Raw genomic sequence first — 25,286 nt, 5'->3', positions numbered from 1 at the left:
ATTGTCCCAGAGGTATTGATTGGTGAGAAAGCAATCTGCTCCCGGCAGATTTACACCCTGTTAAATTGCACCAACCCACGCGGATGCGTGGGTTTTTTTTGCCTCATCACAGGCCATTCTGGCAATCACGTCTGGTTTTTCCCGTCTGACTTTCAGGTTACTGACAAATTCTTATTTACTGCATTTATTCTGCAAATCGGGAAGACAGGATCATGACTCTCTGATTCAGGCAATAAAACCAGCAAGTTACACGGCGAATCCGTCGGCTGATGGCGGGAAATAAAAATTATAAGCGGTTGATTACGAAATTCTTACGTTAAGAGGATGGAAATTAATCACCCTCTACAATCATAATATCCTCAGGCCAGTTGTTTACTGGCCTGACTTTTTTTGGGCGGTAGCGAAATGTTGCCTTGAATTTTTTGTTTCACTTGATCAGCAGATTCCCATGACCCCAACATCCAGGAAAATCTCACCTTCTCTGCGTAAAAAAATCCTGATCCTGATTTTGATCCTCCTTGTCGCGGCACTCATCTGGCGCTTCTGGCCTCATGGTTCAGTGGGTAAAGCGGGTGTACATGGTGCACCGCCAGCGGGTGGACCTCCGCCGGGCGGCCCGGGCGGGATGATGTTTGGTGGGCCTGCGGCGGTTCACGCTGGTGTGGTGACCACGGCGGATGTGCCGGTGTATCTGACGGCGCTGGGTACGGTTATCCCGAACGCTTCCGTCACCGTCACCAGCCGGGTGGATGGTCAGCTGATGAAGGTTTACTTCACCGAGGGGCAAAAAGTTCAGGAAGGTCAGCTGCTGGCGCAGATTGATCCACGCAGCTATCAGGCGACCCTCGCGCAGTATCAGGGCAGTCTGAACCAGAATCAGGCGCTGCTGAAAAGCGCTGAGCTGACGCTGGCACGCTACCGCAAACTTTATGCCCAGGACTCCTTATCCCGCCAGGATCTGGACAGCCAGATAGCCACGGTCGGACAGTACAGCGGCGCAGTGAAGGCCGACCAGGCGCAGATCGACGCAGCGAAGCTGAATATCGATTTTGCCCGGATCACCTCGCCCATCAGTGGTCGCGTCGGTTTGCGGCTGGTGGATGCAGGAAATATGGTCAACTCCAGCGATACCACCGGCATTGTTACCGTTACCCAGACGCAGCCTGCTGCCGTCACTTTCAGCGTGCCGCAAAGCAATATTCCGACCCTGATTGCTGCGCTGCATAACGGTCAGAGTCTGCCTGCCACCGCCTTCGATCAGGATGGCAGTAAACAACTGGCAGACGGTAAGGTGCAGTTTATCAGCAACCAGATTGATACCAGCACCGGCACGGTAGAGCTGAAGGCGCTGTTTGCTAATCAGGATGAAGCGCTCTATCCCAATCAGTTCGTCAACCTGCGGCTGCAAACCGGCACGCTGAAACAGGCGACGGTGATCCCGGCGCAGGCGCTGCAACTGAGCAGCGATGGCAGCTTTGTCTATGTGATCAACAAAGACTATACCGTCACCCGCCGGGCAGTGAAAACCGGACCGGTGCTGGACGAAACCCGCCAGGCGATTACCGAAGGGGTGACGGCCGGTGAACAGGTGGTGACCGAAGGCATTGACCGGCTCAGCGATGGCAGTACGGTGTCGGTGATCGGCACAGAAGAGAGCAAGGCCGCCAGCGGGAGCGCAACAGCGCAATGAATCCTTCCCGCATTTTTATCGCGCGTCCGGTCGCTACCATATTGCTGATGATCGGCGTGCTGATCTCCGGCATCTTTGCCTACCGCTTCCTCTCCACCTCGGCGCTGCCGCAGGTGGACTATCCTACTATTCAGGTCACCACGCTCTATCCCGGAGCCAGTCCGGATGTGATGGCCTCGTCAGTGACTGCGCCGCTGGAACGTCAGCTGGGGCAGATGTCGGGCCTGAGCCAGATGGCGTCAAGCAGCGCCAGCGGCTCGTCGGTGATTACGCTGAAATTCTCGCTGGATTTGTCGCTGGACGTGGCCGAGCAGGAGGTCCAGGCGGCCATCAACGCTGCCAATAACCTGCTGCCCAGCGACCTGCCCAATCCGCCGACCTATAAAAAGGTGAATCCGGCGGACACGGCGGTGATTACCCTGGCGGCGACCTCTTCAACGTTGCCGTTGACCAGAGTTCAGGATCTGGTCAATACCCGCATTGCGCTGAAGCTGTCGCAGATTTCCGGCGTCGGCATGGTGACGCTGGCGGGAGGACATCAGCCCGCTATCCGCATTCAGGCCGATCCGAAAGCGCTGGCGGCGCGTGGACTGACGCTGGAAGATATCAATACGCTCATCGGCAACAGCAACGTTAACGGTTCGAAAGGCGGTTTTGATGGTAAATACCATTCGGTGACCATTGACGCCAACGACCAGCTGCGCACCGCCGAAGAGTATGGCAACCTGATCCTCACTTATAAAAACGGCGCGGCGCTGCGTCTGCGTGACATTGCCCATATTGAGCAGGCACCGGAGAATACGTATCAGTCGGCGTGGGCTAACAACAGTCCGGCGATCATTATCAGCGTGCAGCGCCAGCCCGGTGCCAATGTTATCTCGGTTGTTGACGGCATCAAGGCGCAGCTGCCGACGTTGCAGGCCGCGCTGCCTGATGGGGTTAAAGTACAGATCCTTTCTGACCGCACCCAGACCATTCGCGCTTCAATCAGTGATGTGCAGTTTGAACTGATGCTGTCGATTGCGCTGGTGGTGATGGTGACCTTCCTGTTCCTGCGCAACGTCGCCGCGACGCTGATCCCAAGTGTGGCGGTGCCGCTGTCGCTGGTGGGAACCTTCGGGGTGATGTATCTCGCCGGGTTCAGCCTGAATAATCTGTCGCTGATGGCGCTGACTATCGCCACCGGCTTTGTTATTGACGATGCCATCGTGGTGGTGGAGAACATCTCCCGACGGCTGGAGCAGGGCGAAACGCCAATGGAGGCGGCGCTGAAAGGGTCAGCGCAGATCGGTTTCACCATTATCTCGCTGACCTTTTCGCTGATTGCGGTGCTGATCCCTCTGCTGTTTATGGGCGACGTGGTGGGCCGCCTGTTCCGCGAGTTTGCCATCACCCTGGCGGTGTCGATTCTGGTATCGATGCTGGTTTCACTGACGCTGACCCCGATGCTGTGTGCGTATCTGCTGCGTCATATTCCGGAGGAGCGTCAGAGCCGCTTTTACCGCAAGGGCGGCCAGTTCTTCGATAAGCTGATTGCCGGTTATGACCGCCTGCTCACCGTGGTGCTTAACCATCAGCCATTAACCCTGCTGGTGGCGCTGGCGACGCTGGTGTTGACCGCCGTGCTGTATCTGTTTATCCCGAAAGGTTTCTTCCCGAGCCAGGACACCGGCCTGATTCAGGGCGTCACTATCGCGTCGCAGGACGTGTCGTTCAGTGAAATGGCGAGGCGTCAGCAGCAGCTGGCTGAGATCGTGCTGAAAAATCCGGCGGTGGACAGTCTGTCATCCACTATCGGTATCGATGGTACTAATTCCAGCCTGAACAGCGGTCGCCTGCAAATTAATCTTAAATCCTTTGATCAACGCGACCAGCGCGCTGACAAAATCATTGCCGAACTGAGCCAGGCGACAAAAAACGTGCCGGGCATCCAGCTGCATTTGCAGGCCGCGCAGGATTTAACGGTGAACGATCAGGTGACGCCGGACCAGTATCAGTTCTCACTGGACGATGCCGACAGTGAAAAACTGGCTACATGGTCGCCGCAGCTGGTGGCGGCGCTGCAAAAGCGCCCGGAGTTCAGCTCGGTGGTCAGCAATCTTCAGGACCAGGGGCAGGTGGCGTATGTCGAGCTGAACCGCGATGCGGCGGCGCGGTATGGCATTACGGCTTCCGATGTGGATACCGCGCTCTATAACGCATTTGGTCAGCGGTTAATTTCCACCATCTTTACCTAGGCGAATCAGTACCGGGTGGTGTTGGAAGTGGCCCCCAAATTCCAGCAGTCGCCGGCGTCGTTTGGCGATATCTGGCTGGCGACCTCGTCGACATCCGGCACCACTTCTTCTTCGACGGCGACCTCGACATCAACGTCTTCATCTTCCTCATCCTCGTCCGCCAGCAGCAGCTCAACCAGCACCACGGGCAGCACGTCCACGACCCGCATGGTGAGGCTGACTTCCATCGCCACCATCCACCAGCGTATTGGTTCTCTGGTGCATATGCGTCTGAACCAGTTCCCGGCGGTAACGCTTTCTTTCAATCTCAGCGACGGCTACTCACTGGAAGACGCGCAGCAGGCGATTGCCGAAACGCGACAAAGCCTGAACATGCCGTCCAGTATCACCCTGCGCTATCAGGGCGAAACCGAGGCGTTCCAGAGCGCCACCAGCAACACGCTGTGGTTAATTCTCGCTGCGCTGATGACCATGTATGTGGTGCTGGGCATTCTGTATGAGAGCTTTATCCACCCGGTGACGATCCTCTCGACGCTGCCGTCGGCGGCGGTGGGGGCGTTGCTCACCCTGCTGCTGGCGGGCAGTGAATTCAGCCTGATTGCGCTGATTGGGGTGATTTTGCTGATCGGTATCGTTAAAAAGAACGCGATTATGATGATCGACTTTGCGTTGGAGGCGGAGAAAACGCAGCGGCTCAGCCCCAGAGAGGCTATCCATCAGGCCTGCCTGCTACGTTTCAGGCCGATTCTGATGACCACTATGGCGGCATTGCTGGGCGCGCTGCCGCTGATGCTGGCGTCTGGTTCAGGTGCCGAGCTGCGCCAGCCGCTGGGATTGGTGATTGTCGGCGGGCTGATTTTCAGCCAGGTGCTGACGCTGTTCTCCACGCCGGTTATCTATCTGTGGTTTGACCGTCAGGCAGAACGTGGCCGTCGCTGGATGCGCAGGTCTCGCGCATGAATATCACCCGTCTGTTTATCTTCCGGCCGGTCGCCACGCTGCTGCTGACCCTGGCTCTGTTGCTGCTGGGGGCGCTGGGCTACCGTCTGTTGCCCGTTGCGCCGCTGCCGCAGGTGGATTTTCCCACCATTATGGTCAGCGCCAGCCTGGCTGGAGCCAGCCCGGAAACCATGGCGGCAACGGTGGCGACGCCGCTGGAGCGTTCACTGGGGCAGATCGCCGGGATCACCGAGATGACCTCCAGCAGTTCGCAGGGATCGAGCAACATTATTTTGCAGTTTGATCTCGACCGCGACATCAACGGGGCGGCGCGCGATGTGCAGGCGGCGATTAACGCAGCCCGCAGCCTGCTGCCGAGCAGCATGGCTTCGCTACCCACTTACCGCAAGGCGAATCCTTCCGACGCGCCGATTGTGATGCTGGCGCTGACTTCCAAAACCCGCTCAAAAGGTTATCTGTACGACCTGGCCGACAGCAAGATTGACCAGAAAATCGCCCAGGTAAAAGGGGTGGGGGATGTGTTGCTGATGGGCAGCGCCTTACCGGCGGTGAGGATCGATCTGCAACCGCAGATGCTGAGCCATTTTGGCGTCTCACTGGACAAGGTGCGCGAGGCGATTGCCAACAGCACCACTAATCTGCCGAAGGGGATTTTACAGGGCGGGAGGCAGTCATGGGTGGTGGACAGCAACGGCCAGCTCGAGCAGGCCAGCCAGTATCGCAATCTGGTGGTCAGCTATCAAAGTGGCAAAGCCATTCACCTCAGCGATGTGGCGACCGTCTATGACTCGGTGGAGGACAAGTACAACGTCGGTTACTACAACGGCACGCCCTCGGTGATGATTGGCGTAAAACGCCAGGCCGGTGCCAATATGCTGGACACCATCGACGCCATTAAAGCGCAGCTGCCGGAGCTGGAAAAAGATCTCCCCGCCGATGTCCAGCTGCAAATCGTGGTCGATCGCTCGCCCACCGTGCGCGCTTCGCTGTATGACACCGAAGAAACCCTGCTGATCGCCATGCTGCTGGTGATTGGAGTGGTGTTTGTCTTCCTGCGCAATTTACAGGCGGTGTTGATCCCGGCGCTGGCGTTACCGGTATCACTGATTGGCACCTGTGCGGTGATGTATCTGCTGGACTACAGTCTGGACAACCTGTCGCTGATGGCACTGATTATTGCCACCGGCTTCGTGGTGGATGATGCCATCGTGGTGCTGGAAAATATTACCCGCTATATCGAAGAGGGACTCAGCCCGCTGCGGGCCTCAATAAAGGGCGCGCATGAAGTCAGCTTTACCGTGCTCTCAATGACCCTGTCACTGGTGGCGGTGTTTATCCCGATCCTGCTGATGGGCAGTATTGTGGGGCGGTTGTTTCGTGAATTTGCGGTGACGCTGACCGTCTCGCTGATTATCTCGATGCTGGTCTCCCTCAGCCTGACACCGATGCTCTGCGCCCGACTGCTGAAGCCGAAGCCCAGCGTCTCCAGGCGGCCTCATCCGCTCTATCAGTGGATCGAAAACGGGCTGAACCGCCTGCTGGCGGCTTACTCACGCGGGCTGAACTGGGTCATGCGCCATCAGCGGCTGACGCTGCTGAGTTTGATCCTGACGGTTATTCTCAACCTGTTCCTCTATTCGGTGGTGCAGAAAGGTTTCTTCCCCAATCAGGATACCGGGCTGCTGATGGGAGCGGTGCGGGCTGATCAGAACATCTCATTCCAGGCGATGGAACCGAAGCTGAAGCAGTTCAGCCAGATGATCCAGCAGGACCCGGCGGTGGACGGGGTGATGGCCTCAATGGGCAGCGGCATGTTTGGATCGCGCAACAGCGCCAACTTTTTTGTCCATCTGAAAGATTTTGACAAGCGCGATGCCACGGCGACGCAAGTGGCTAACCGGCTGAGCGGTAAAACGGCGAATATTCCCGGCGTGGAGCTGTTCTTAATGGCCGCGCAGGATCTGCATATGGGCGGACGCAGTGCCAATGCCAGCTATCAGTACAGCCTGCATGCTGACGATCTGGATACGCTGCGCATCTGGACGCCAAAGGTTAAAGCCGCGCTGGAAGCCATTCCTCAGCTGACCAACGTCGATTCTGACTCCGAGACCGGCGGGCAGGAGGTGATGATTAATATCGACCGCGATCGTGCCATCCGGCTGGGGGTGAATGTCAGTATGATCGACACCATGCTGAATAACGCCTTCGCTCAGCGGCAGGTGGCGACGCTCTATAAAACGCTGAACCAGTATCATGTGGTGATGTCATTGCAGGATGCTTACACCCGCGACCCGGAGATGCTCAATAAGCTGTTTGTGGTGAATGATTCCGGTGAGCGCATCCCGCTGTCGGCGTTTGCCTCTTTCAGCGGCGGTAATGCGCCACTGTCGGTGGCGCATCAGGGGCAGGCCGCGACCAGCACCCTGGCGTTTAACCTGGCGGACGGCGTCTCGCTGGAGCAGGCCACCGCGCTGATTAAAACCGCGATGGCGAAAATTGCCCTGCCGGATACCATCCAGGCGGGATTCCAGGGAACAGCCAAAGCTTACGCCGCGCTGGCCGCATCAATGCCGTGGCTGATCCTGGCGGCGCTGGCGGCGGTCTATATCGTGCTGGGCATGTTGTACGAAAGCTATATCCACCCATTGACCATTCTCTCCACGCTGCCGTCTGCGGGCGTCGGCGCGTTGCTGTTGCTGTTGCTGACCGGAACGCAACTGACGGTGATCGCCCTGATCGGCATTCTGCTGCTGATCGGTATCGTCAAGAAGAATGCCATTATGATGATCGACTTTGCGCTGGCCGCCGAGCGGCAGCAGGGCATGACGCCGGAGCAGGCGATTGTTCAGGCCTGCCTGATGCGCTTCCGGCCGATTATGATGACCACCCTGGCGGCATTCTTCGGCGCGCTACCGCTGGCGCTGGGTAGCGGAGGGGATGCCGATTTGCGCAGTCCGCTGGGGCTGGCGATTGCCGGTGGCCTGGCGCTGAGCCAGCTGTTAACCCTGTTCACCACCCCGGTGGTGTACCTCTATCTTGATCGCGCCAGCCGTGCCACCAGACGGCAGTGGGCCAGACTGCGTAGCCATTAAACGATGATGAAAAAAACAAACACACTCACCCCTGTTTTACTGGCGCTGTTACTGAGCGGTTGCGCCGTCGGACCTGACTACCATCGTCCGTCGGCAGGCGTGCCCGCTCAGTACAAAGAGGCTAAGGGCTGGCGTCAGGCCGAGCCGCAGGACGGGCAGAATAAAGGCGAGTGGTGGGCGGTCTATCACGATGAAACGCTCTCCTCGCTGCTGCGTCAGGTAGCCGTTTCTAACCAGAACGTCGCGCAGTACGAAGCGCAGTACCGTCAGGCCAAAGCGCTGGTGGGTGAGTCACGTTCCGATCTGTTCCCCAGCGCGACGTACAGCGCCTCCTCGACGCGCAGTGGCACGGCGGCCAGTGCCATCACCGGACAACGCACCACCAGTAACAGCCACACCCTGCAGGCCAGCGCCAGTTGGGAGCTGGACCTTTGGGGTAAGCTCCGACGTACGCTGGAAGAGAACAAAGCCAGCGCGCAGGCCAGCGCGGCAGAGCTGGCGAATATCACCCTTAGTGCGCAGTCTGAGCTGGCGCAGGATTACTTTAAACTGCGGATTATGGATCAGCAGATAGCCCTGTATCAGCAGAGCGTTGATGCCTATCAGCGCTACCTGAATATCATTAACAACAAATACCAGGCCGGTAGCGAGTCTCGTGCCACCCTGGCTCAGGCGCAGGCACAGCTGGAGAGCGCCCGGGCATCGGCACTGGACCTTAGCTGGCAGCGGGCGCAGACCGAACATGCCATCGCCATGCTGACCGGTAAAACCCCGGCTGAGTTCAGTCTGCCCGTGGCGAAACTGAGCGCCACGCTGCCCGCCGTGCCGCAGTCGCTACCTTCTGAACTGCTGCAACGTCGCCCGGATATCGCTTATGCGGAGCGCAATGTGGCGGCCGCCAATGCAGCGGTGGGCGTGGCGATTGCCGGTTATTTCCCTGACCTGACATTGAGTGCCAGCGGCGGTTATTCCAGCTCGGCCTTCCGCAATCTGATTTCGTTGCCGAACCGTGTCTGGTCGCTGGGACCTGAGCTGAGCGGGACGCTGCTGGACTTTGGCGGCACGTCGTCGAAAGTGGAGCAGGCCAGAGCCAGCTATGATGCGGACGTAGCCAGCTATCTCCAGGCGGTACTGACCGGTTTCCAGGAGGTGGAAAACTACCTGGTTGAGCTGCACACCCTGGAAGCGGAGATGCTGGCGCAGCAACGGGCGACCGACGCGGCGAAAGAGTCCGCCAGGGTGACGTTCAATCAGTATCAGGCCGGTATGATTGATTACCTTGACGTGGCAACCACGGAAAACACCAGCCTCAGTGCGCAGCAAAGCCTGCTGTCGCTGCAAAGTACGCAGTGGGTAGCCAGCGTGCAGCTGATTGCCGCACTGGGCGGTGGCTGGCAGGCCAGCACGCTGTCGCAGTAAAGCGGATGATGAATGGCCTGTTGGCTGCGCCGGGGATATGCACGCCGTACGATGGTGTCATTGATGAAGCCCCTGAGCAGCAGAGGGCGCGGCGTCTGTTGCAGGGCCGGGGCTTCACCTCTCTGCTGCAAACGGGGGGTATCAGCAGCTTCTGACGTTTTCCGGCACATTTTTCCAGGCCCGGCATTGAGTTATCTGCCGCTATCCTGCATCGTTGTAGCCAACTTTTTTAAGCTCAGGGAGTTGGCATGTTTTTTTCCTTTCTGCGCCTGGTGTTCAGGCTGTTTTTTCGCACCCGCCTGTATGGCGACCTGTCGGGGCTGTCACGGGAAAAAGTGCTGATTGTACCGAACCACACCTCTTTTCTGGATGGGGTGCTGCTGGCGGTTTTTCTGCCGGTTAAGCCAGTTTTCGCCGTTTACTCGTCGATCAGTGAGCAGTGGTATATGCGCCAGGTACGTAAGCTGATTGATTTTGTGCCGCTGGATCCGACCAAACCGATGTCGGTTAAATATCTGGTGAAAATGATCGGTCAGGGCCGCCCGGTGGTGATTTTTCCGGAAGGCCGTATTACCGTCACCGGCTCACTGATGAAAATCTATGATGGCGCGGGCTTTGTCGCCGCCAAATCTCAGGCCACGGTTGTCCCTCTGCGGATTGACGGGGCGGAGTTTTCTCCCTTTGGCCGCCTCGCCGGGGTGTTCAAACGCCGTTTATTTCCCCGCATCAGCCTGACGCTGCTGCCCGCCACCACCATACCAATGCCCGATGCCAAAACCGCGCGCGAGCGGCGCAGGCTGGCCGGGGAGCATCTGCACCATATTATGATGGAAGCGCGGATGGCGGTGCGCCCACGGCAGACGCTGTATCAGGCATTTCTGGCCGCCCGCACCCGCTATGGCTGGTGCAAACCCTGTATTGAAGACGTGAATTTTTCCGCCGACAGCTACAGCGTACTGTTGAAAAAATCGCTGGGGGTTGGGCGCATTCTTGAACGTTACACCGCGCCTGGCGAGTATATCGGGCTGTTGCTGCCCAATGCCACGGTGACGGCGGCGGCGATTCTGGGTGCCTCAATGCGCGGGCGCATACCGGCGATGCTCAACTATACCGCAGGCGTTAACGGTCTTTGCAGCGCGGTGAAGGCTGCCGGGGTGAAAACGATCTTCACGTCTCGCCAGTTCCTCGACAAGGGCAAGCTCTGGCACCTGCCGGAAGGCGTCAGCGAGGTGAAATGGGTTTACCTCGAAGATTTAAAAGAAACGGTTACCTTGCAGGACAAGCTGTGGGTGCTCAGCATGCTGGTCTTCCCGGGGCGCGCCGCCGTCCCGCAGCAGCCGGAAGACGCGGCTATGGTGCTGTTTACTTCCGGCTCGGAAGGCAATCCCAAAGGGGTGGTGCATTCGCATAAAAGCCTGCTGGCTAACGTCGAGCAGATCCGTACGGTGGCTGATTTCACCTCACGCGATCGTTTTATGTCAGCACTGCCGTTGTTTCACGCTTTTGGCCTGACCGTGGGGCTGTTCACGCCGCTTTTCACCGGGGCGCCGGTGTTTCTCTATCCCAGCCCGCTGCATTACCGCATTGTGCCGGAGCTGGTCTACGACCGGAACTGCACGGTGCTGTTTGGCACCTCCATGTTTCTTGCCAACTATGCCCGTTTTGCCAGTCCTTATGATTTTTTTCGCCTGCGTTACGTGGTGGCCGGGGCTGAAAAGCTTCAGCAGGCGACCCGCGAAATATGGATGGAGAAATTTGGTATCCGCATCCTCGAAGGGTATGGCGTAACCGAGTGCGCGCCTGTAGTGGCAATCAATGTGCCGATGGCGGCAAAAAATAACACCGTGGGGCGTATTCTGCCGGGGATGGATTGCCGCCTGATTTCGGTGCCGGGCATTGAGCAGGGTGGGCTGTTGCAGCTCTGTGGCCCGAATATCATGAAAGGCTATCTGCGGGTGGAAAATCCCGGCGTGCTGGAAGCGCCGCAGGCGGACAACGGCGAAGGTCGGATGGACGCAGGCTGGTACGATACCGGCGATATTGTCAGCTTTGACCAGCACGGTTTTTGCCAGATTCAGGGAAGGATAAAGCGTTTTGCTAAAATTGCGGGTGAGATGGTGTCGCTGGAAACCGTTGAGCAACTTGCCCTGAAGGCCTCGCCGGATAAACAACACGCCGCCTCGGTGAAGCCGGATGGACAACGCGGGGAAGCACTGGTGTTGTTCACCACCGATCGCGAGCTGGCTCGCGATGCGTTACAGCGGGTGGCTCGTGAACTGGGCAGCCCGGAGCTGGCCGTACCACGAGATATTCGCTGGCTGAAACAGCTGCCGTTACTGGGCAGTGGCAAGCCCGATTTTGTCAGACTGAAAAATATGGCTGAACAGCCGGAGAGCCAGAACGATGCGTAATGCACCCGGTAGTGAAAGTCTGCTGTCGCGGGGAATGATGGCGGTGATGAGCGCCCAGTTCCTGTCAGCTTTTGGTGATAATGCTCTGTTGTTTGCCACTCTGGCGGTGCTGAAACAGCAGCTGTATCCGGACTGGAGCCAGCCGGTGCTGCAAATGGTGTTTGTGGCAACCTACATCCTTCTCGCCCCTTTTGTCGGCCAGGTTGCCGACAGCTTTGCCAAAGGGCGGGTGATGCTGTTCGCCAACGGGCTGAAGCTGTTGGGGGCGCTGGTTATCTGCTGCGGATTCAATCCGTTTCTCGGCTACGGACTGGTCGGCGTGGGAGCGGCAGCCTATTCCCCGGCGAAATACGGCATTCTGGGGGAGTTAACCGACGGCGAGCGGCTGGTGAAAGCTAATGGCATGATGGAATCCTCAACCATCGCCGCGATCCTCACCGGCTCCGTCGCCGGTGGCATTCTGGCGGACTGGAATCTGCTGGCAGCGCTGGTAGCCTGCGCGCTGGCTTATGGGCTGGCGGTGGCGGCTAACCTGCTGATCCCGAAGCTGGCAGCGGCCCGGCCCGGCCAGACCTGGCGACCTGCAAAGATGTCTGCCAGTTTTTTCCATGCCTGCCGGGTGCTCTGGCGTAACGGCGAAACCCGTCTTTCGCTGCTTGGCACCAGCCTGTTCTGGGGGGCCGGTGCGACCCTTCGATTATTGCTGGTGCTGTGGGTGCCGGTGGCGCTGGGCATTACTGATAATAAAACCCCCTCAATTCTCAATGCGATGGTCGCCATCGGCATCGTTTTGGGTGCAGTTCTGGCCGCCAGGCTGGTGACGATTAAAACCGTCAGTCGCTGTATGCCAGCGGGTGTGCTGATTGGCGTGGCGGTGGTCTGTTTCTCTCTGCAACATACTGCGGCTGGCGTTTACGGGCTGTTGGTTGCCACGGGGGCACTGGGGGGCTTTTTTGTGGTGCCGCTGAATGCGTTGCTTCAGCTGCATGGCAAAGAGAGCGTTGGGGCAGGCAATGCCATCGCCGTTCAGAATCTGGGGGAAAACACGGCAATGCTGCTGATGCTGGGCGGCTACTCGCTGGCGATCAGCCTGGGGGCCTCGGTGGTGGCAACCGGGGCGGGCTTTGGGCTGTTTTTTGCCCTGGCGATTGCCATGCTGTGGCGCTGGCAGCGACAGCGGATCCGGCGTTAAAAAAAGCCGGAAGCGATCCCAGGATCGCCTCCGGCTTGCTTATCTGCCTGCGAAAACAGTCCGCAGGGTTTCAGGGGGCCGGGAAGGTATAGCGGCGATGGATTGCTTCCAGCTGCTGTAATACCTCATTGTCCAGCGTCAGGTTGTAGCTGTCGATATTGATCTGTAACTGCTCGGTTGTGGTGGCACCCAGCAACGTACTGGCGACAAAGGGTTGCTGACGAACGAATGCCAGCGCCATCTGCGACGGATCAAGGCCGTGCTGTTTCGCCAGCGCCACGTACTCCTCAATCGCCAGCTGAGCCTGCTCACCGCTGTAGCGGGTAAAGCGGCTGAACAGCGTGTTACGTGCGCCTGCCGGTCTGGCGCCATTCAGATATTTTCCGCTCAACGTACCGAACGCCAGGCTGGAGTAGGCCAACAGTTCCACACCTTCAAACTGACTGATTTCTGCCAGACCCACTTCAAAACTGCGTTTCAGCAGGCTGTAGGGGTTCTGGATGGAAACGATGCGCGGCAGCTCGTGTTTTTCTGCCAGTTGCAGATAGCGCATCACGCCCCACGGCGTCTCGTTGGAAACGCCGATGTAGCGGATCTTACCGGCCCGCACCTGTTCATTCAGGGCTTCCAGCGTCTCCAGCAGGGTCACGGGAACGCTGTTGTCGTTGTACTCATAGTTCAGTTTACCGAAGCAGTTGCTCTGTCTCTGAGGCCAGTGCAGCTGATAGAGGTCGAGGTAGTCGGTATTCAGCCGCTTCAGGCTGGCTTCCAGTGCTTCGCGAATATTTTTACGATCCAGCGCCTGGCCGGGGCGGATAGAGGCGTCCGCCCCGCGAGACGGTCCGGCCACTTTTGAGGCCAGGATAATCTTTTCACGATTACCGCGCGCCTTCAGCCAGCTACCGATGTATTTTTCGGTCAGGCCCTGCGTTTCAGGTCGTGGGGGGACCCCGGATACATTTCGGCAGTATCAATCAGGTTAATCCCTGAACGAAGCGCTAAATCTAACTGAGCATGGGCATCGGCTTCGCTGTTCTGCTCACCAAAAGTCATGGTGCCCAGCCCCAGACTGCTGACTTCAAGGGTGCTGTGGGGGATACGGTGATAGTGCATTTGCCGGCTTCCTTTTTTTCATTATTAAAAGGTCTGGAACCTGAAGCTCACCCCATCATGCAGTGAGGTGGGGCCGATCAGGCATTTGACTATAACTGCCGGGAGCAACAGGGGGAAGGGGGGATTGATCGGTGAGTGCGGTCGTGCCACCCGAATGTGCGCTGCGGGTGGCAGAACAGATTTCAGCGTTCGACAATGGATGACACTTCATCGCCGTTAATTTGTAAAATATGGCCGGTATTATCGGTGTATTTCACCAGACCGGTTTCTTTATCAATTTCTGGTTTACCCTGGGTCATGATCATTTTGCCGTCTTTCGTCGCCATCACATAATCACTGCTGCATCCACTGACCAGCATAACCAGCACCAACGCCACCGCGCCAGACATCCACTTCATACTCAGCTCCCATTGCCTGTTACTGTTATTTATTAATAACGCATTTAGCACAATTCGTTAATCTCAACACTCCGAAAATGCGCTGTAAGCATGGGGTACTATTGACTTTTTTCGTAAAGTGATATTTCAGAAATCACTACTGGCCGGATGACCGGCCAGTGGGAGTCAGGCAGGATTTTTTTTATTTCTTAATAAATTCAGGCACTCAACTGCCATCGAGAAGAACATGGCGAAATAGATATAGCCTTTAGAAATATGAATATTGAAGCTTTCCAGAATCAGGGTAAAACCGACCAGGATCAGGAAGGCCAGCGCCAGCATTTTTACCGACGGGTGGCGCTCGACAAATTCACCGATGCCGCGGGCCGCAAGCATCATGATCAGTACCGCAATCACCACGGCGGCCATCATAATAATCAGATGATCGGACAGGCCTACCGCCGTGATCACCGAATCAAGGCTGAAAATGATATCCAGCAGCATAATTTGTACGATGGCACCGGCAAACGAGTGGACATGGGTTTTATGCTCCCCCTCGCTCCCTTCTATCGTTTCGTGGATCTCCTGACTGGATTTCCATAACAGAAACAGGCCGCCTGACAGCAGAATTAGATCGCGTGCGGAGAAGCTGTGATCCATCAGGGTAAACAGGGGAGTGGTCAGGCGGATCACCTAGGCGATAGAGGCCAGCAGAGCAAGACGCATCAGCATTGCCCCTGTCAGGCCGAGGCGACGTGCCGTATTTTGCTGATGTTCAGGCAGTTTTGCCACCACCAGAGAGAGAAAAATAATATTATCAATTCCGAGAACGATCTCCAGAATTGTTAGCGTACCCAGTGCCAGCCAGGCATTTGGATCGGCAATCCACTCAAACATACAAAGGTAACATCCTAAACGAAAGTTAAACGGAGAGGATACTCAACCCGGCGTACATAAGCTATATGCGCGTTACACTTCCGTCTGGTTGCCGGCCGTTTGCCTGCGCGGCTCTGCAAATGGTGGACTCACCGCCACACGGCTTTCAGCGTCGCGGCTGCTGGCTGTTCATCAGGGGAGTTCAGGCCGGCGCAGAGCCGCGTTACAGCAGAAAATGGCGCGCCAGCAGGGGGGCGGTAAAGGTTTTCTTCAGATAAAAACCGCGTGGCAGCGTCATAATCGGCTGGCCATTTTCACCAATCCCTTCGGTAAGGGCTTTGTTGTTCGCGGCTTTGGGACGAATTTGCAACACTTCGCCATGGCGTGCGGTAATCCGCTCGACCTGACCCAACACGATCATATCCATTAACTCTTCCCAGTCCTGTTGCAGCTGCATCTCTTCCTGCTGATTCGGGCTCCACAGCAGCGGCGACCCTACCCGGCGTTCGCCGAGCGGAATGCCACGATCGCCTTCCACCGGGATCCAAAGCACCCTTGCCAGCTTGTGACGCACATGACTGGTCTGCCATACCACACCGCTGTTGCCGGTCAGCGGGGCCACGCAGACGAAGGTTGTCTCCAGAGGGCGTCCCTGCGCATCAATCGGGATAGTTTTCAGCTCCACGCCGATTCCGGCAAAATCCTGCTCCGGTTTACTGCCCGCCGTGGCCCCCAGATGACGCTCCAGCAGGGTGCCTACCCAGCCTTTGTCCCGGCGCAGGTCGGGGGGAAGGGTAAGACAGGCCCTCTGCGCCAGTTCTCTTAGCGTCAGGCCGGATAGGCATTGTGCGCGCTCCAGAAGCTGGGCTTCATTTTCCGGAGGCGAAACGGGACTGAAAGTCAGGCTCATTAATCACTCACTGTTGCCGTCTAAAAAAACACCACTCTTGTCGGTTATGGGCTATCCCATAGCGCAGATTGTGTAAAAGTCGAATAATAGCATGATTAATCATGTTTTTTTATTTGCTACCTGGGGACTTTCTCCCTCTCCGGATCGGGTTATGCCAGAGTTGTCACCGACAATGAACAGGATCTTACACCCTGTTATCCACAGAAAAATGGGATAACTTGTCGTTAACGAGAATACTGTTTCAATTTACAGCCTTGACTGACGGCTTAAAACCCTTTTTAACCGTTTTATTGCTCATCTTAACGGCATTATCTGTGGATAACATTTTTAATGTTCGATCTTTCACCAGTACGGATTTCGGTAACTGTGACAGGATGATGAACGCGGTGATTAAAGGTGAATAATTCGGATAATTCCCTGCTAAATAACAGCTTAAGACTGTCCTGTGCCATCCTGTCAACGTTGGGCTAAAAAGTTTTCCCCATGGGTTAACAAAGTTCTGCACAAAGTTACCCACAGAAAAGGTGAATAAGATCGCCATAAAATGGAATTTCTGTTTATAACTTTGCCTGAAATCTTAAGTTATCCCTGCTGTGGCGCGTTACAGACGGCTAAACCAGTGGTTTACCACCTGTAAGGAGTATGAAACAATCAGAACATCCGAGTTTTTAGTTTGAGGTAGTCCCGTGATCGATGATGATGGCTACCGCCCGAATGTTGGTATCGTAATTTGTAACAGGCAGGGACAAGTATTGTGGGCCAGACGCTATGGTCAGCACTCCTGGCAGTTTCCTCAGGGTGGCATCAATCCCGGAGAAACAGCAGAACAGGCGATGTATCGAGAACTTTTCGAAGAAGTCGGCTTACATCGTAAAGATGTACGCATTCTTGCCTCTACCCGCAACTGGTTACGCTACAAATTGCCAAAACGTTTGGTGCGTTGGGACACAAAGCCGGTTTGTATCGGCCAGAAACAGAAGTGGTTTCTTCTGCAATTATTGTGCAATGACGCGGATATCAACATGCAAACCAGCAGCACGCCGGAATTCGATGGCTGGCGCTGGGTCAGCTTCTGGTATCCGGTTCGTCAGGTTGTCTCTTTCAAACGCGACGTTTACCGTCGGGTAATGAAGGAGTTCGCCGGGGTGGTAATGCCATTGCAGGAGAGTGCCGGACAGCGAAATGCCTTCTACCGTCGAAAGCGAGGTTAAGCCAGACCCATTATGCTCACACAGCTGCGCGAAATAGTTGAAAAAGTGGCCGGGGCCCCCCGGCTAACGGAATCACTTGATATTCTGGTCAATGAGATTTGTCTGGCGATGGAAACCGAGGTGTGCTCGGTTTATCTTGCTGACCACGATCGCCGCTGCTATTACCTGATGGCGACCCGGGGGCTGAAAAAGCCACGTGGTCGCACCGTTGCGCTGGCTTTTGATGAGGGCATCGTTGGCCTGGTGGGACGTTTGGCAGAACCGATTAACCTTGCGGATGCGCAAAGTCACCCCAGTTTCAAATATGTTCCTTCCGTGAAAGAGGAGCGCTTCCGCTCTTTACTGGGCGTGCCTATTATCAGCCGACGCCAGCTGCTGGGTGTGCTGGTGGTGCAACAGCGCGAACACCGGCAGTTTGACGAGAGTGAAGAATCATTTCTTGTCACCTTAGCCACCCAGATGGCGACCATTCTCTCCCAGTCGCAGCTCAATGCCTTATTCGGTCAGTACCGGCAGACTCGTATCCGGGCGCTGGCCGCCGCGCCCGGCGTGGCGGTGGCGACCGGATGGCTGGACAGCACCCAGCCTTCGCTGGATAACGTTTTTGCTGCTTCCACTCTGGACACGGTGCGTGAGCGCGAAAGGCTTTCACTGGCAATGGATGAGGCGGCGGGTGAGTTTCGCCGTTACAGCAAACGTTTTACGGCCAGCGTGCAGAAAGAGAGTGCGGCAATCTTCGATCTCTATTCTCACCTGTTAAGCGATAACCGGCTGAAAAAAGATCTCTACGCGGAAATCGACAACGGGTCGGTGGCGGAGTGGGCGGTAAAGAAGGTTATCGAAAAGTTCGCTGCACAGTTCGCCAGCCTTCAGGACAGCTATCTGCGCGAGCGCTCCGGTGATTTACGCGTTCTCGGTCAGCGCCTGCTGTTCCACCTCGACGACAGTATGCAGAGCACTAACAGCTGGCCTGAGCAGTTTGTGCTGGTAGCGGATGAGCTGACCGCCACCACCCTGGCCGAGCTGCCTCATGACCGTCTGGCTGGCGTGGTGGTCAGAGACGGTGCTGCCAACTCTCACGCGGCGATTATGGTGCGGGCGATGGGTATCCCGACGGTGATGGGGGTGGATGCGCAGCCTGAACTGCTGAACGGACGGCTGCTGATTGTCGACGGTTATCGCGGGGAGTTGCTGGTCGATCCGGAACCGGTGCTGGTGCAGGAGTATCAGCGGCTGATCAGCGAAGAACATGAGCTGAGCAAGCTGGCGGAAGATGTGGTGGAGCGTCCCGCCGCGTTGAAAAGTGGTCAGCCTGTCAGTGTTATGCTTAATGCCGGATTGAGTGCTGAGCATGAAAAAGCGCTGGGAAACAGAGTGGATGGCGTTGGCCTGTATCGCACTGAAATACCTTTTATGCTGCAAAACGGCTTTCCGTCGGAAGAAGAGCAGGTGGCGCAGTATCAGGGGATGCTGCAACTGTTTCTTGATAAACCCGTGACCCTGCGCACGCTGGATATTGGTGCGGATAAACAGCTGCCCTATATGCCGATCAGCGAAGAAAATCCCTGCCTGGGCTGGCGTGGTATTCGCCTGACGCTCGATCAGCCGGAAATCTTCCTGGTGCAGGTGCGGGCGATGTTACGGGCCAACGTGGCCAGCGATAACCTCAGCATTCTGCTGCCGATGATCACCAGCATTGATGAAATTGATGAAGCGATCCGCCTGATTGAACGTGCGGCGCGTGAAGTGGAAGAGATGCTGGGATATGCCATCCCCCGACCGCGAATTGGGGTGATGATTGAAGTACCATCAATGATTTTTATGATCGGCCATCTTGCCGATCGCGTCGATTTTGTTTCTGTCGGCACAAACGATCTCACCCAGTACCTGCTGGCGGTGGACCGAAACAACACCCGGGTTGCTAACCTGTATGACAGTCTGCATCCGGCGATGCTCAGAGCGCTGAAAACCATCGCTGATGAGGTTAAAAGGGCCGGGATTGAGTTGTGCCTGTGCGGCGAAATGGCGGGCGATCCGGCCTGCGTTCCGCTGTTGATCGGTCTGGGATATCACCACCTGAGTATGAATGGTCGTAACGTGGCGCGGGTAAAATACCTGCTGCACCATCTGGATTATGAAGAAGCGCAAAAGCTGGCAGAAGCCGGTTTACAGGCGCAGCTGGCGACCGAGGTGCGTCATCAGGTGGCGGCATTTATGGAGCGGCGCGGACTGGGTGGCCTGATCAGAGGCGGTCGCTAGCGCCAGCGGCAGAAAAATCCGGATGACGGTTGATAGCTTAATAAAGTTTACAGTTAAGCGAGGTCCGGTCATTTCAGGCTGTGATATGATGCGCGCCTCGTTTTAGCGCCGTGTGCACACGGTTGATCTGCTTCGCCGCCTGCGGTCAGGAGCGATAATTTGAATGGTGAAAGATGACTAACGGCTATCTGGCTTTCCCCCAATTTGATCCGGTAATTTTCTCTGTCGGACCTGTCTCCCTGCACTGGTATGGCCTGATGTATCTGGTCGGTTTTATTTTTGCGATGTGGCTGGCAGTACGTCGTGCCAACAAACCCGGCAGCGGCTGGAAAAGAGAGGAGGTTGAAAATCTGCTCTATGCCGGTTTCCTCGGCGTTTTTCTCGGTGGGCGTATCGGCTATGTGCTGTTTTATAATCTGCCGCTGTTTCTTGATAACCCCCTGTATTTGTTCAAAGTCTGGGACGGTGGCATGTCCTTCCACGGTGGACTGATTGGCGTCATTGTGGTGATGCTGTGGTTTGCCCGCCGTACCAGACGCAATTTCTTCCAGGTTTCTGACTTTATTGCACCGTTAATTCCCTTTGGTCTGGGCGCAGGCCGACTGGGGAATTTTATTAACGGCGAGCTGTGGGGGCGTGTTGCACCGGATCTCCCCTGGGCGATGCTGTTTCCGGGTTCGCGCAGTGAAGATGTTGCGCTGGTGGCGACCCATCCGGAATGGCAGTCACTGTTATCCACTTACGGCGTGTTGCCGCGGCATCCCTCGCAGGTCTACGAGCTGCTGCTGGAAGGGGTGGTACTGTTTGTCATTCTGAACCTGTTTATTCGTCAACGTCGTCCGATGGGTGCCGTTTCCGGGCTGTTCCTGATTGGCTACGGTCTGTTCCGTTTTATCGTCGAGTTTTTCCGCCAGCCGGATGCGCAGCTGGGCCTGTTCGACAATGCTATCAGCATGGGACAGATCCTCTCCACGCCAATGATTTTTGCCGGTGTGGTGATGATGATTTGGGCTTATCGGCGTCGTGGTGCGCTGCAACCGGGTGAGGAAAAATGAAACAATATCTGGAATTAATGCAAAAAGTGCTGACTGAGGGCACGCCAAAAAATGACCGTACCGGCACCGGCACTCTGTCAATATTTGGTCATCAGATGCGTTTCAATTTGCAGGAAGGTTTCCCCCTGGTGACCACCAAGAAGTGCCATCTGCGCTCAATCATTCATGAACTGCTGTGGTTTCTGAATGGCGATACCAATACCGCTTATCTGCGAGATAACAAGGTAACCATCTGGGACGAATGGGCGGATGAAAAGGGCGACCTGGGGCCGGTTTATGGTAAACAGTGGCGCAGCTGGGGCGCTGCCGATGGGCGGCAAATCGATCAGCTGAGCCAGGTGGTACAGCAACTGAAAAGCGACCCGGACTCACGACGTATTATTGTCTCTGCCTGGAACGTTGGCGAACTGGACCAAATGGCGTTGGCTCCCTGCCATGCTTTCTTCCAGTTCTATGTTGCGGACGGCAAACTTTCCTGCCAGCTCTATCAGCGCTCATGTGATATTTTTCTTGGCCTGCCGTTTAATATCGCCAGCTATGCACTGTTGGTACATATGATGGCCCAGCAGTGTGATTTGCAGGTGGGGGATTTTGTCTGGACGGGCGGTGATACGCATCTGTACAACAACCATCTGGAGCAGACCCGGCTGCAACTGAGCCGTGAGCCACGTCCACTGCCGGTACTGACCATTAAACGTAAACCCGCTTCACTGTTTGACTACCGCTTTGAGGATTTTGAGATCGAAGGCTACGATCCCCATCCGGCGATTAAAGCACCGGTAGCGGTATGAGTCAGTCAGCAGCGGCGAGGTTGCCGCTGCTGAGAAGATGTCGCCGCTCAGAAAGTTGAAAAACAGGCAAAGCGATCCCTCAGCAGGGGATAGGTTTGTGCATCGGGTAGTTCAAAATGCCACCATTCGGTGGCAATCCCGCGAAAACCGCCGCCGAACATGATGGCATTCAGCAACAGTCTGTTGCGATGTGCCTCCTGGGATAATCCCGGATAATAAGGATGTGAGCGCTCATGCATATCATCAAATCCGGCTCCCATATCCAGTACCCTTCCTTCAGCGTCTGTCAGCGTGAGGTCAACAGCAACCCCCCGGCTATGGTTCGAACCCAGTGACACTTCTGCAACCCAGCGGGGATCGGGGCAGGCCTGCCACAGGCTGTGCTGTGCCTGCTGTGGCCGGTAAGCATCATAAATAAGCAAAGAAAACCCTGCCAGCGCCGCAATCGCGATACTTTTCTCCAGCGCAGTAGCGGCATCAGGATGCAGCAGGCAACGATCTTCACAATAGACAGGTTGGCCGCAGATATTGTCTGCGGTGGCATATTTCATATCGATAATCAGCTGTGGAAAGGCTTCTGCCAGATTTATCAGATTGCATTCGTCGGTCATAACAAACCCTGTCTCTCGTTTTATTTTGCCCAGCCGGGTGGGCATTCCTTCCGGGGAAGCGATGGGGAAATCAGCATGACTGTGCCAAAAGGGGGGACTGAAAAGGTTAGCCCCGCTTATGGCCCTGCGACAGTATGCAGATTTTGCGGCCTGTGCCGCAACGATTTTGCCTGTTTTCTGTTTTACCGTATTTGTCTGTAAGCCGCCGCGCAATGGGCGTCTTCCGCACTGGACGCACTGCGCGGGACATTTCATCCTTCAGCCATGCAAAAGATAAAGGGATTTACATTAATCGAACTGCTGGTGGTGATGGTGATTGCCGGCACCCTGACGCTGACGGCGGTGTGTGGCTGGCAGGAATGGCAGCAACGACAGCGCCTTAATACCAGCGCCAGACAGATCCAACATTTTCTGTTGCGGTTACGCAACGAGGCAAACTGGCATAATCAGCCGCAACTGTTATGGCAACGTTCCGCAGCCGTGTGGTGCATTGGCAGCGGGCCGTCGGCTGAGGACTGTTCGCCACGCAGACGGGTGCTGGTTCTGCCATGGCCGGAAATCAGGCTGCACTCTTTGACAGAAGGAATGGGATTCTATGGTCGCAGCAATATGGCAAAACCGGGCAGGATCGTCATCAGCAATGCGGCCGGTGAGCGACACATTATCGTCTCGTCACGCGCAAGAGTCCGCATCTGCCAGGACGTCTGCCCATAAAACCGGGGGATTTACCCTGCCGGAAATGCTGATTGCTCTGGCAATCAGCGCTGTATTACTGATCGGGGCTGCGCGGTTTTTGCCGCAATTACAGCTGGCGGATCTGCGCATGTTGCTGATGGTGCAACTTCATGAAGAGCTTCGGCTGATGATGGCAACTCTGGAAAAATCGGTGCGGCGGGCGGGCTATTGTCGGGGAGAGTGTGGCGCGGCAGGGTTAACCCTCGGGCAGCAGGGAAGCTGTCTGTTGCTGCGCTGGGATGAAAACAGCAATGGCAAATGGGAGGGAGTGGAAAATGACAGAAGCGATTATTACGGTTATCGACTGCGGCAGGGGAACCTGGAAATGCAGCGCGGGGTGACGGAATGCAGCAGCAGCGGATGGGAAAAGCTCAACGATCCTGCCACCGTGACGATTACCGAATTTCAGGTGTCGCGCACTGGGGCTCAGATCCGCATCAGGTTGGGCGGCTATGCGCTGGCAGCGCCGCATTCCCCACTGATGCTGGAAAGCTGGCTGACAGCGAATAATCTGTGAATCGCGCTGAGCAGGGAAGCGGGGCAATGATCATGGTGATTATCCTGCTGCTGATGTCTGCGGCATTACTTCATGCTACCCGGCATCAAATGGAGGATTCGCTGAGCCTGCTGGCCGGTGAGCGTATCGGGTATCAGCAATCCAGCGAGGCTGTATCAGCACTGAACTGGGGAATGCAGCAGCAGTGGGGGGACCAGATGGGTTGGCAGTGTAAAGTGAGGGGATCTTCAGGCTGGCGTGCCTGCCTGCTGCAACAGCAACCGCAACCGCAACCGCAACCGCAACCGCAACCGCAACCCGCCCTGCTGCGTGCAGACAGTGGCAGCAACACCATTGCATTCTGGCAGTGGGTGCAACGAAGTGAAAACGGCTATCTGCAAGCCGTACCGCATGGCTGGCTGGATTTCTGTCCACTGACGGAAGAAAAGAGATGTCAACCGGATGAATAAGCAGCGCGGTTTCAGTTTGCCAGAGACGCTGGTGGCATTACTGTTGTTCACCCTCAGCTTCACGGCGTTGTTGCATTATCAGCGGATGCTGGGCAGCGGTTTTCAGCTACAGCAGCAGCAGAGAGAGGCCTGGCGGCAGGCATGGCTACGTTTTGAGGGTTATCAGTCCCCTGACTGGCAGACCACCCTGAAGCAGGAGCCTGTGCAGGGGTGCACGATGATGACGGCCAGCGCGGTGAGTCATGGCGGCCAGCAGGCGGAATTGTCCCAGCTGCGCTGTGAGCTGTTAACCGAATAATGTTTTTAATTTGTAAGATGTGAATAAATTACGATTTTCCTGTGATAAAAAATTATTTCAGCTGATTCAGCCCATTTTGTAAAAACCGGGATTGTTTTTTCTGCGAGGTAAAAGTGCGTAATCTTTCTCTCGCTGCCAAAATTAAAACAGCGTGGCGAAACCGCGAAGGTTTAGCCGTTTATCATCGATTAGTTTTTTTCGGGATAAAGGTTTTCTGTCGGAGATAAACAGAAAGCAACGATGCCAGGTTGATTAACCTGGCGTCCAGGGAAAATTGTCATTGATCACTCTTTTCATGGATGAAAATAATATGAAAATAGCAAAGAAGCTTTTACTCTCTCTCTCATTATTCGCCATTTTTCTCCCTCAGGCAGGCGCTGAGGCGGTCAAAGATGTCACGGTTGATTACCGGCATGGCTACCGCCTGCGTGACAGGACGCACTACGATAAATTAGCGCTGGGTGCCAGCCTGCCAGATAACTGGGCATTCAATGTGGAGACAAAATTTAAAACCGGTGGCCCCAGTCCAAAAGATAAATATTACAACGACGTGGTGCTTAATGTTGTCGAAATGACGCTGCTTAAAACCTACAGCTGGGGAAACTGGTCATGGTCTCCCTTTATTCAGCCAGAGTTCAGCTCGTCCAGAACGGAATGGAAATTTGGTGTGGCACCCTGGTATAAAATTAATGACAGCTGGTCGATTGGTGGGCTGTACCGTCTGGAATTAAGTGATTATGCTCACGACAGCCAGTGCGGCGACGCAGGCCACGATTTTTGTAGTCTGGATAAACACAGAACGGTAAACCGCTTTGATGCTTATTTCCGCTATCGTTGGGATGATTTGACCACCACCTACAAAATTATCTACATGCACGGGGATGACAAACTGTTTGCTAATCACAACGATAATTATGAGCAGGAACTGCAATTTAATTATGCAATGGGCGCGCAGAGAGAGTGGGGGCCTTATATCACCTTTGCTGATATAGGCCGAAGTGCTTATACCAGTGAACGCCAGCTGCGCCTGAGACTGGGGGTAACCTATACCTTCAAATAAACCTCGCCTGAAGCGTTAACGGT

18 protein-coding genes and 3 pseudogenes are annotated in these 25,286 nt (G+C 55.9%); 16 read left to right on the top strand and 5 right to left on the bottom strand.

The genetic code is table 11. The features are described 5' to 3' along the window. Window positions 1-448: 448 nt before the first annotated feature. The 7 genes and pseudogenes from AC3RPL_RS01170 (at window position 449) to lplT (ending at window position 13,001) form a co-directional block, all read left to right on the top strand. Complete coding sequence (locus AC3RPL_RS01170) at window positions 449-1,690, top strand: MdtA/MuxA family multidrug efflux RND transporter periplasmic adaptor subunit (RefSeq protein ID WP_490738670.1); 1,242 nt, start codon at window positions 449-451, stop codon at window positions 1,688-1,690. Further along, a pseudogene (locus tag AC3RPL_RS01165) lies at window positions 1,687-4,887 on the top strand (efflux RND transporter permease subunit). Before AC3RPL_RS01170 ends, AC3RPL_RS01165 begins: the two are co-directional and overlap by 4 nt. After that, on the top strand, window positions 4,884-7,979 hold the full coding sequence (locus AC3RPL_RS01160) for a multidrug efflux RND transporter permease subunit (protein WP_490738669.1): 3,096 nt from the start codon (window positions 4,884-4,886) through the stop codon (window positions 7,977-7,979). The pseudogene AC3RPL_RS01165 and the gene AC3RPL_RS01160 overlap by 4 nt, the downstream one beginning before the upstream one ends. 6 nt (window positions 7,980-7,985) lie before the next feature. Continuing rightward, a complete protein-coding gene (locus AC3RPL_RS01155) occupies window positions 7,986-9,398 on the top strand; it encodes an efflux transporter outer membrane subunit (RefSeq protein WP_490738668.1) in 1,413 nt (470 codons plus the stop codon). A 5-nt stretch (window positions 9,399-9,403) separates the two neighbouring features. Then, complete coding sequence (locus tag AC3RPL_RS01150) at window positions 9,404-9,553, top strand: hypothetical protein (protein ID WP_490738667.1); 150 nt, start codon at window positions 9,404-9,406, stop codon at window positions 9,551-9,553. Between the two features lie 93 nt (window positions 9,554-9,646). After that, on the top strand, window positions 9,647-11,809 hold the full coding sequence (gene aas / locus AC3RPL_RS01145) for a bifunctional acyl-ACP--phospholipid O-acyltransferase/long-chain-fatty-acid--ACP ligase (protein WP_490738666.1): 2,163 nt from the start codon (window positions 9,647-9,649) through the stop codon (window positions 11,807-11,809). Beyond that, window positions 11,802-13,001 (top strand): lysophospholipid transporter LplT, encoded by a 1,200-nt coding sequence (gene lplT / locus AC3RPL_RS01140; RefSeq protein WP_490738665.1) that lies wholly within the window; start codon window positions 11,802-11,804, stop codon window positions 12,999-13,001. Before aas ends, lplT begins: the two co-directional genes overlap by 8 nt. A gap of 70 nt (window positions 13,002-13,071) precedes the next feature. Here lplT and AC3RPL_RS01135 read toward each other — a convergent pair. The 4 genes and pseudogenes from AC3RPL_RS01135 to mutH form a co-directional block, all read right to left on the bottom strand. Beyond that, a pseudogene (locus tag AC3RPL_RS01135) lies at window positions 13,072-14,114 on the bottom strand (NADP(H)-dependent aldo-keto reductase). 182 nt (window positions 14,115-14,296) lie between these two features. Beyond that, window positions 14,297-14,512, bottom strand: a complete 216-nt coding sequence (locus tag AC3RPL_RS01130; RefSeq protein ID WP_034938589.1) for a YgdI/YgdR family lipoprotein — start codon at window positions 14,510-14,512, stop codon at window positions 14,297-14,299. A 165-nt stretch (window positions 14,513-14,677) separates the two neighbouring features. Further along, window positions 14,678-15,388: pseudogene (locus AC3RPL_RS01125) on the bottom strand (TerC family protein). A gap of 202 nt (window positions 15,389-15,590) precedes the next feature. Further along, complete coding sequence (gene mutH, locus AC3RPL_RS01120; protein WP_261640913.1) at window positions 15,591-16,277, bottom strand: DNA mismatch repair endonuclease MutH; 687 nt, start codon at window positions 16,275-16,277, stop codon at window positions 15,591-15,593. A 686-nt stretch (window positions 16,278-16,963) separates the two neighbouring features. Here mutH and rppH point away from each other — a divergent pair. The 4 genes from rppH to thyA all read left to right on the top strand — a co-directional run bounded on the left by rppH (window position 16,964) and on the right by thyA (window position 21,593). After that, a complete protein-coding gene (gene rppH / locus AC3RPL_RS01115) occupies window positions 16,964-17,488 on the top strand; it encodes an RNA pyrophosphohydrolase (RefSeq protein WP_034938580.1) in 525 nt (174 codons plus the stop codon). 12 nt (window positions 17,489-17,500) lie between these two features. Continuing rightward, window positions 17,501-19,747, top strand: a complete 2,247-nt coding sequence (gene ptsP / locus AC3RPL_RS01110) for a phosphoenolpyruvate--protein phosphotransferase (RefSeq protein WP_490738664.1) — start codon at window positions 17,501-17,503, stop codon at window positions 19,745-19,747. Window positions 19,748-19,920: 173 nt separating this feature from the next. After that, complete coding sequence (lgt, locus tag AC3RPL_RS01105; protein ID WP_490738663.1) at window positions 19,921-20,802, top strand: prolipoprotein diacylglyceryl transferase; 882 nt, start codon at window positions 19,921-19,923, stop codon at window positions 20,800-20,802. Then, window positions 20,799-21,593 (top strand): thymidylate synthase, encoded by a 795-nt coding sequence (gene thyA / locus AC3RPL_RS01100; RefSeq protein WP_261640910.1) that lies wholly within the window; start codon window positions 20,799-20,801, stop codon window positions 21,591-21,593. Before lgt ends, thyA begins: the two co-directional genes overlap by 4 nt. Window positions 21,594-21,640: 47 nt before the next feature. On the opposite strand, the gene ddpX is transcribed toward thyA, so the two are convergent. After that, complete coding sequence (gene ddpX, locus AC3RPL_RS01095; RefSeq protein ID WP_034938572.1) at window positions 21,641-22,204, bottom strand: D-alanyl-D-alanine dipeptidase; 564 nt, start codon at window positions 22,202-22,204, stop codon at window positions 21,641-21,643. A gap of 264 nt (window positions 22,205-22,468) precedes the next feature. Between ddpX and AC3RPL_RS01090 the strand changes: the two genes are divergently transcribed. From AC3RPL_RS01090 to AC3RPL_RS01070, 5 genes are all read left to right on the top strand, one after another. Then, a complete protein-coding gene (locus tag AC3RPL_RS01090) occupies window positions 22,469-22,918 on the top strand; it encodes a prepilin-type N-terminal cleavage/methylation domain-containing protein (RefSeq protein WP_490738662.1) in 450 nt (149 codons plus the stop codon). Next, window positions 22,854-23,456 carry a prepilin peptidase-dependent protein gene (locus AC3RPL_RS01085; RefSeq protein ID WP_490738661.1) on the top strand — a complete coding sequence of 201 codons (603 nt, stop codon included), beginning with the start codon at window positions 22,854-22,856 and terminating at the stop codon, window positions 23,454-23,456. Before AC3RPL_RS01090 ends, AC3RPL_RS01085 begins: the two co-directional genes overlap by 65 nt. Beyond that, on the top strand, window positions 23,453-23,905 hold the full coding sequence (locus AC3RPL_RS01080) for a DUF2509 family protein (RefSeq protein WP_490738660.1): 453 nt from the start codon (window positions 23,453-23,455) through the stop codon (window positions 23,903-23,905). The genes AC3RPL_RS01085 and AC3RPL_RS01080 overlap by 4 nt, the downstream gene beginning before the upstream one ends. Further along, window positions 23,898-24,203 (top strand): prepilin-type N-terminal cleavage/methylation domain-containing protein, encoded by a 306-nt coding sequence (locus tag AC3RPL_RS01075; RefSeq protein ID WP_034938566.1) that lies wholly within the window; start codon window positions 23,898-23,900, stop codon window positions 24,201-24,203. The genes AC3RPL_RS01080 and AC3RPL_RS01075 overlap by 8 nt, the downstream gene beginning before the upstream one ends. A gap of 310 nt (window positions 24,204-24,513) precedes the next feature. After that, window positions 24,514-25,263 carry an oligogalacturonate-specific porin KdgM family protein gene (locus AC3RPL_RS01070; RefSeq protein WP_490738659.1) on the top strand — a complete coding sequence of 250 codons (750 nt, stop codon included), beginning with the start codon at window positions 24,514-24,516 and terminating at the stop codon, window positions 25,261-25,263. Window positions 25,264-25,286: the final 23 nt, after the last annotated feature.

It is taken from the genome of Erwinia papayae (assembly GCF_058241465.1).
This window is presented reverse-complemented; position numbering and strand designations above follow the sequence as displayed.

Bases quoted from the DNA above. Each gene is read 5' to 3' on its own strand.
- ptsP (WP_490738664.1), top strand. From the start codon at position 17,501: ATGCTCACACAGCTGCGCGAAATAGTTGAAAAAGTGGCCGGGGCCCCC.
- AC3RPL_RS01150 (WP_490738667.1), top strand. From the start codon at position 9,404: ATGATGAATGGCCTGTTGGCTGCGCCGGGGATATGCACGCCGTACGAT.
- AC3RPL_RS01170 (WP_490738670.1), top strand. From the start codon at position 449: ATGACCCCAACATCCAGGAAAATCTCACCTTCTCTGCGTAAAAAAATC.
- AC3RPL_RS01070 (WP_490738659.1), top strand. From the start codon at position 24,514: ATGAAAATAGCAAAGAAGCTTTTACTCTCTCTCTCATTATTCGCCATT.
- thyA (WP_261640910.1), top strand. From the start codon at position 20,799: ATGAAACAATATCTGGAATTAATGCAAAAAGTGCTGACTGAGGGCACG.
- lplT (WP_490738665.1), top strand. From the start codon at position 11,802: ATGCGTAATGCACCCGGTAGTGAAAGTCTGCTGTCGCGGGGAATGATG.
- AC3RPL_RS01155 (WP_490738668.1), top strand. From the start codon at position 7,986: ATGAAAAAAACAAACACACTCACCCCTGTTTTACTGGCGCTGTTACTG.
- ddpX (WP_034938572.1), bottom strand. From the start codon at position 22,204: ATGACCGACGAATGCAATCTGATAAATCTGGCAGAAGCCTTTCCACAG.
- aas (WP_490738666.1), top strand. From the start codon at position 9,647: ATGTTTTTTTCCTTTCTGCGCCTGGTGTTCAGGCTGTTTTTTCGCACC.
- AC3RPL_RS01130 (WP_034938589.1), bottom strand. From the start codon at position 14,512: ATGAAGTGGATGTCTGGCGCGGTGGCGTTGGTGCTGGTTATGCTGGTC.
- AC3RPL_RS01160 (WP_490738669.1), top strand. From the start codon at position 4,884: ATGAATATCACCCGTCTGTTTATCTTCCGGCCGGTCGCCACGCTGCTG.
- lgt (WP_490738663.1), top strand. From the start codon at position 19,921: ATGACTAACGGCTATCTGGCTTTCCCCCAATTTGATCCGGTAATTTTC.
- AC3RPL_RS01090 (WP_490738662.1), top strand. From the start codon at position 22,469: ATGCAAAAGATAAAGGGATTTACATTAATCGAACTGCTGGTGGTGATG.
- AC3RPL_RS01075 (WP_034938566.1), top strand. From the start codon at position 23,898: ATGAATAAGCAGCGCGGTTTCAGTTTGCCAGAGACGCTGGTGGCATTA.
- mutH (WP_261640913.1), bottom strand. From the start codon at position 16,277: ATGAGCCTGACTTTCAGTCCCGTTTCGCCTCCGGAAAATGAAGCCCAG.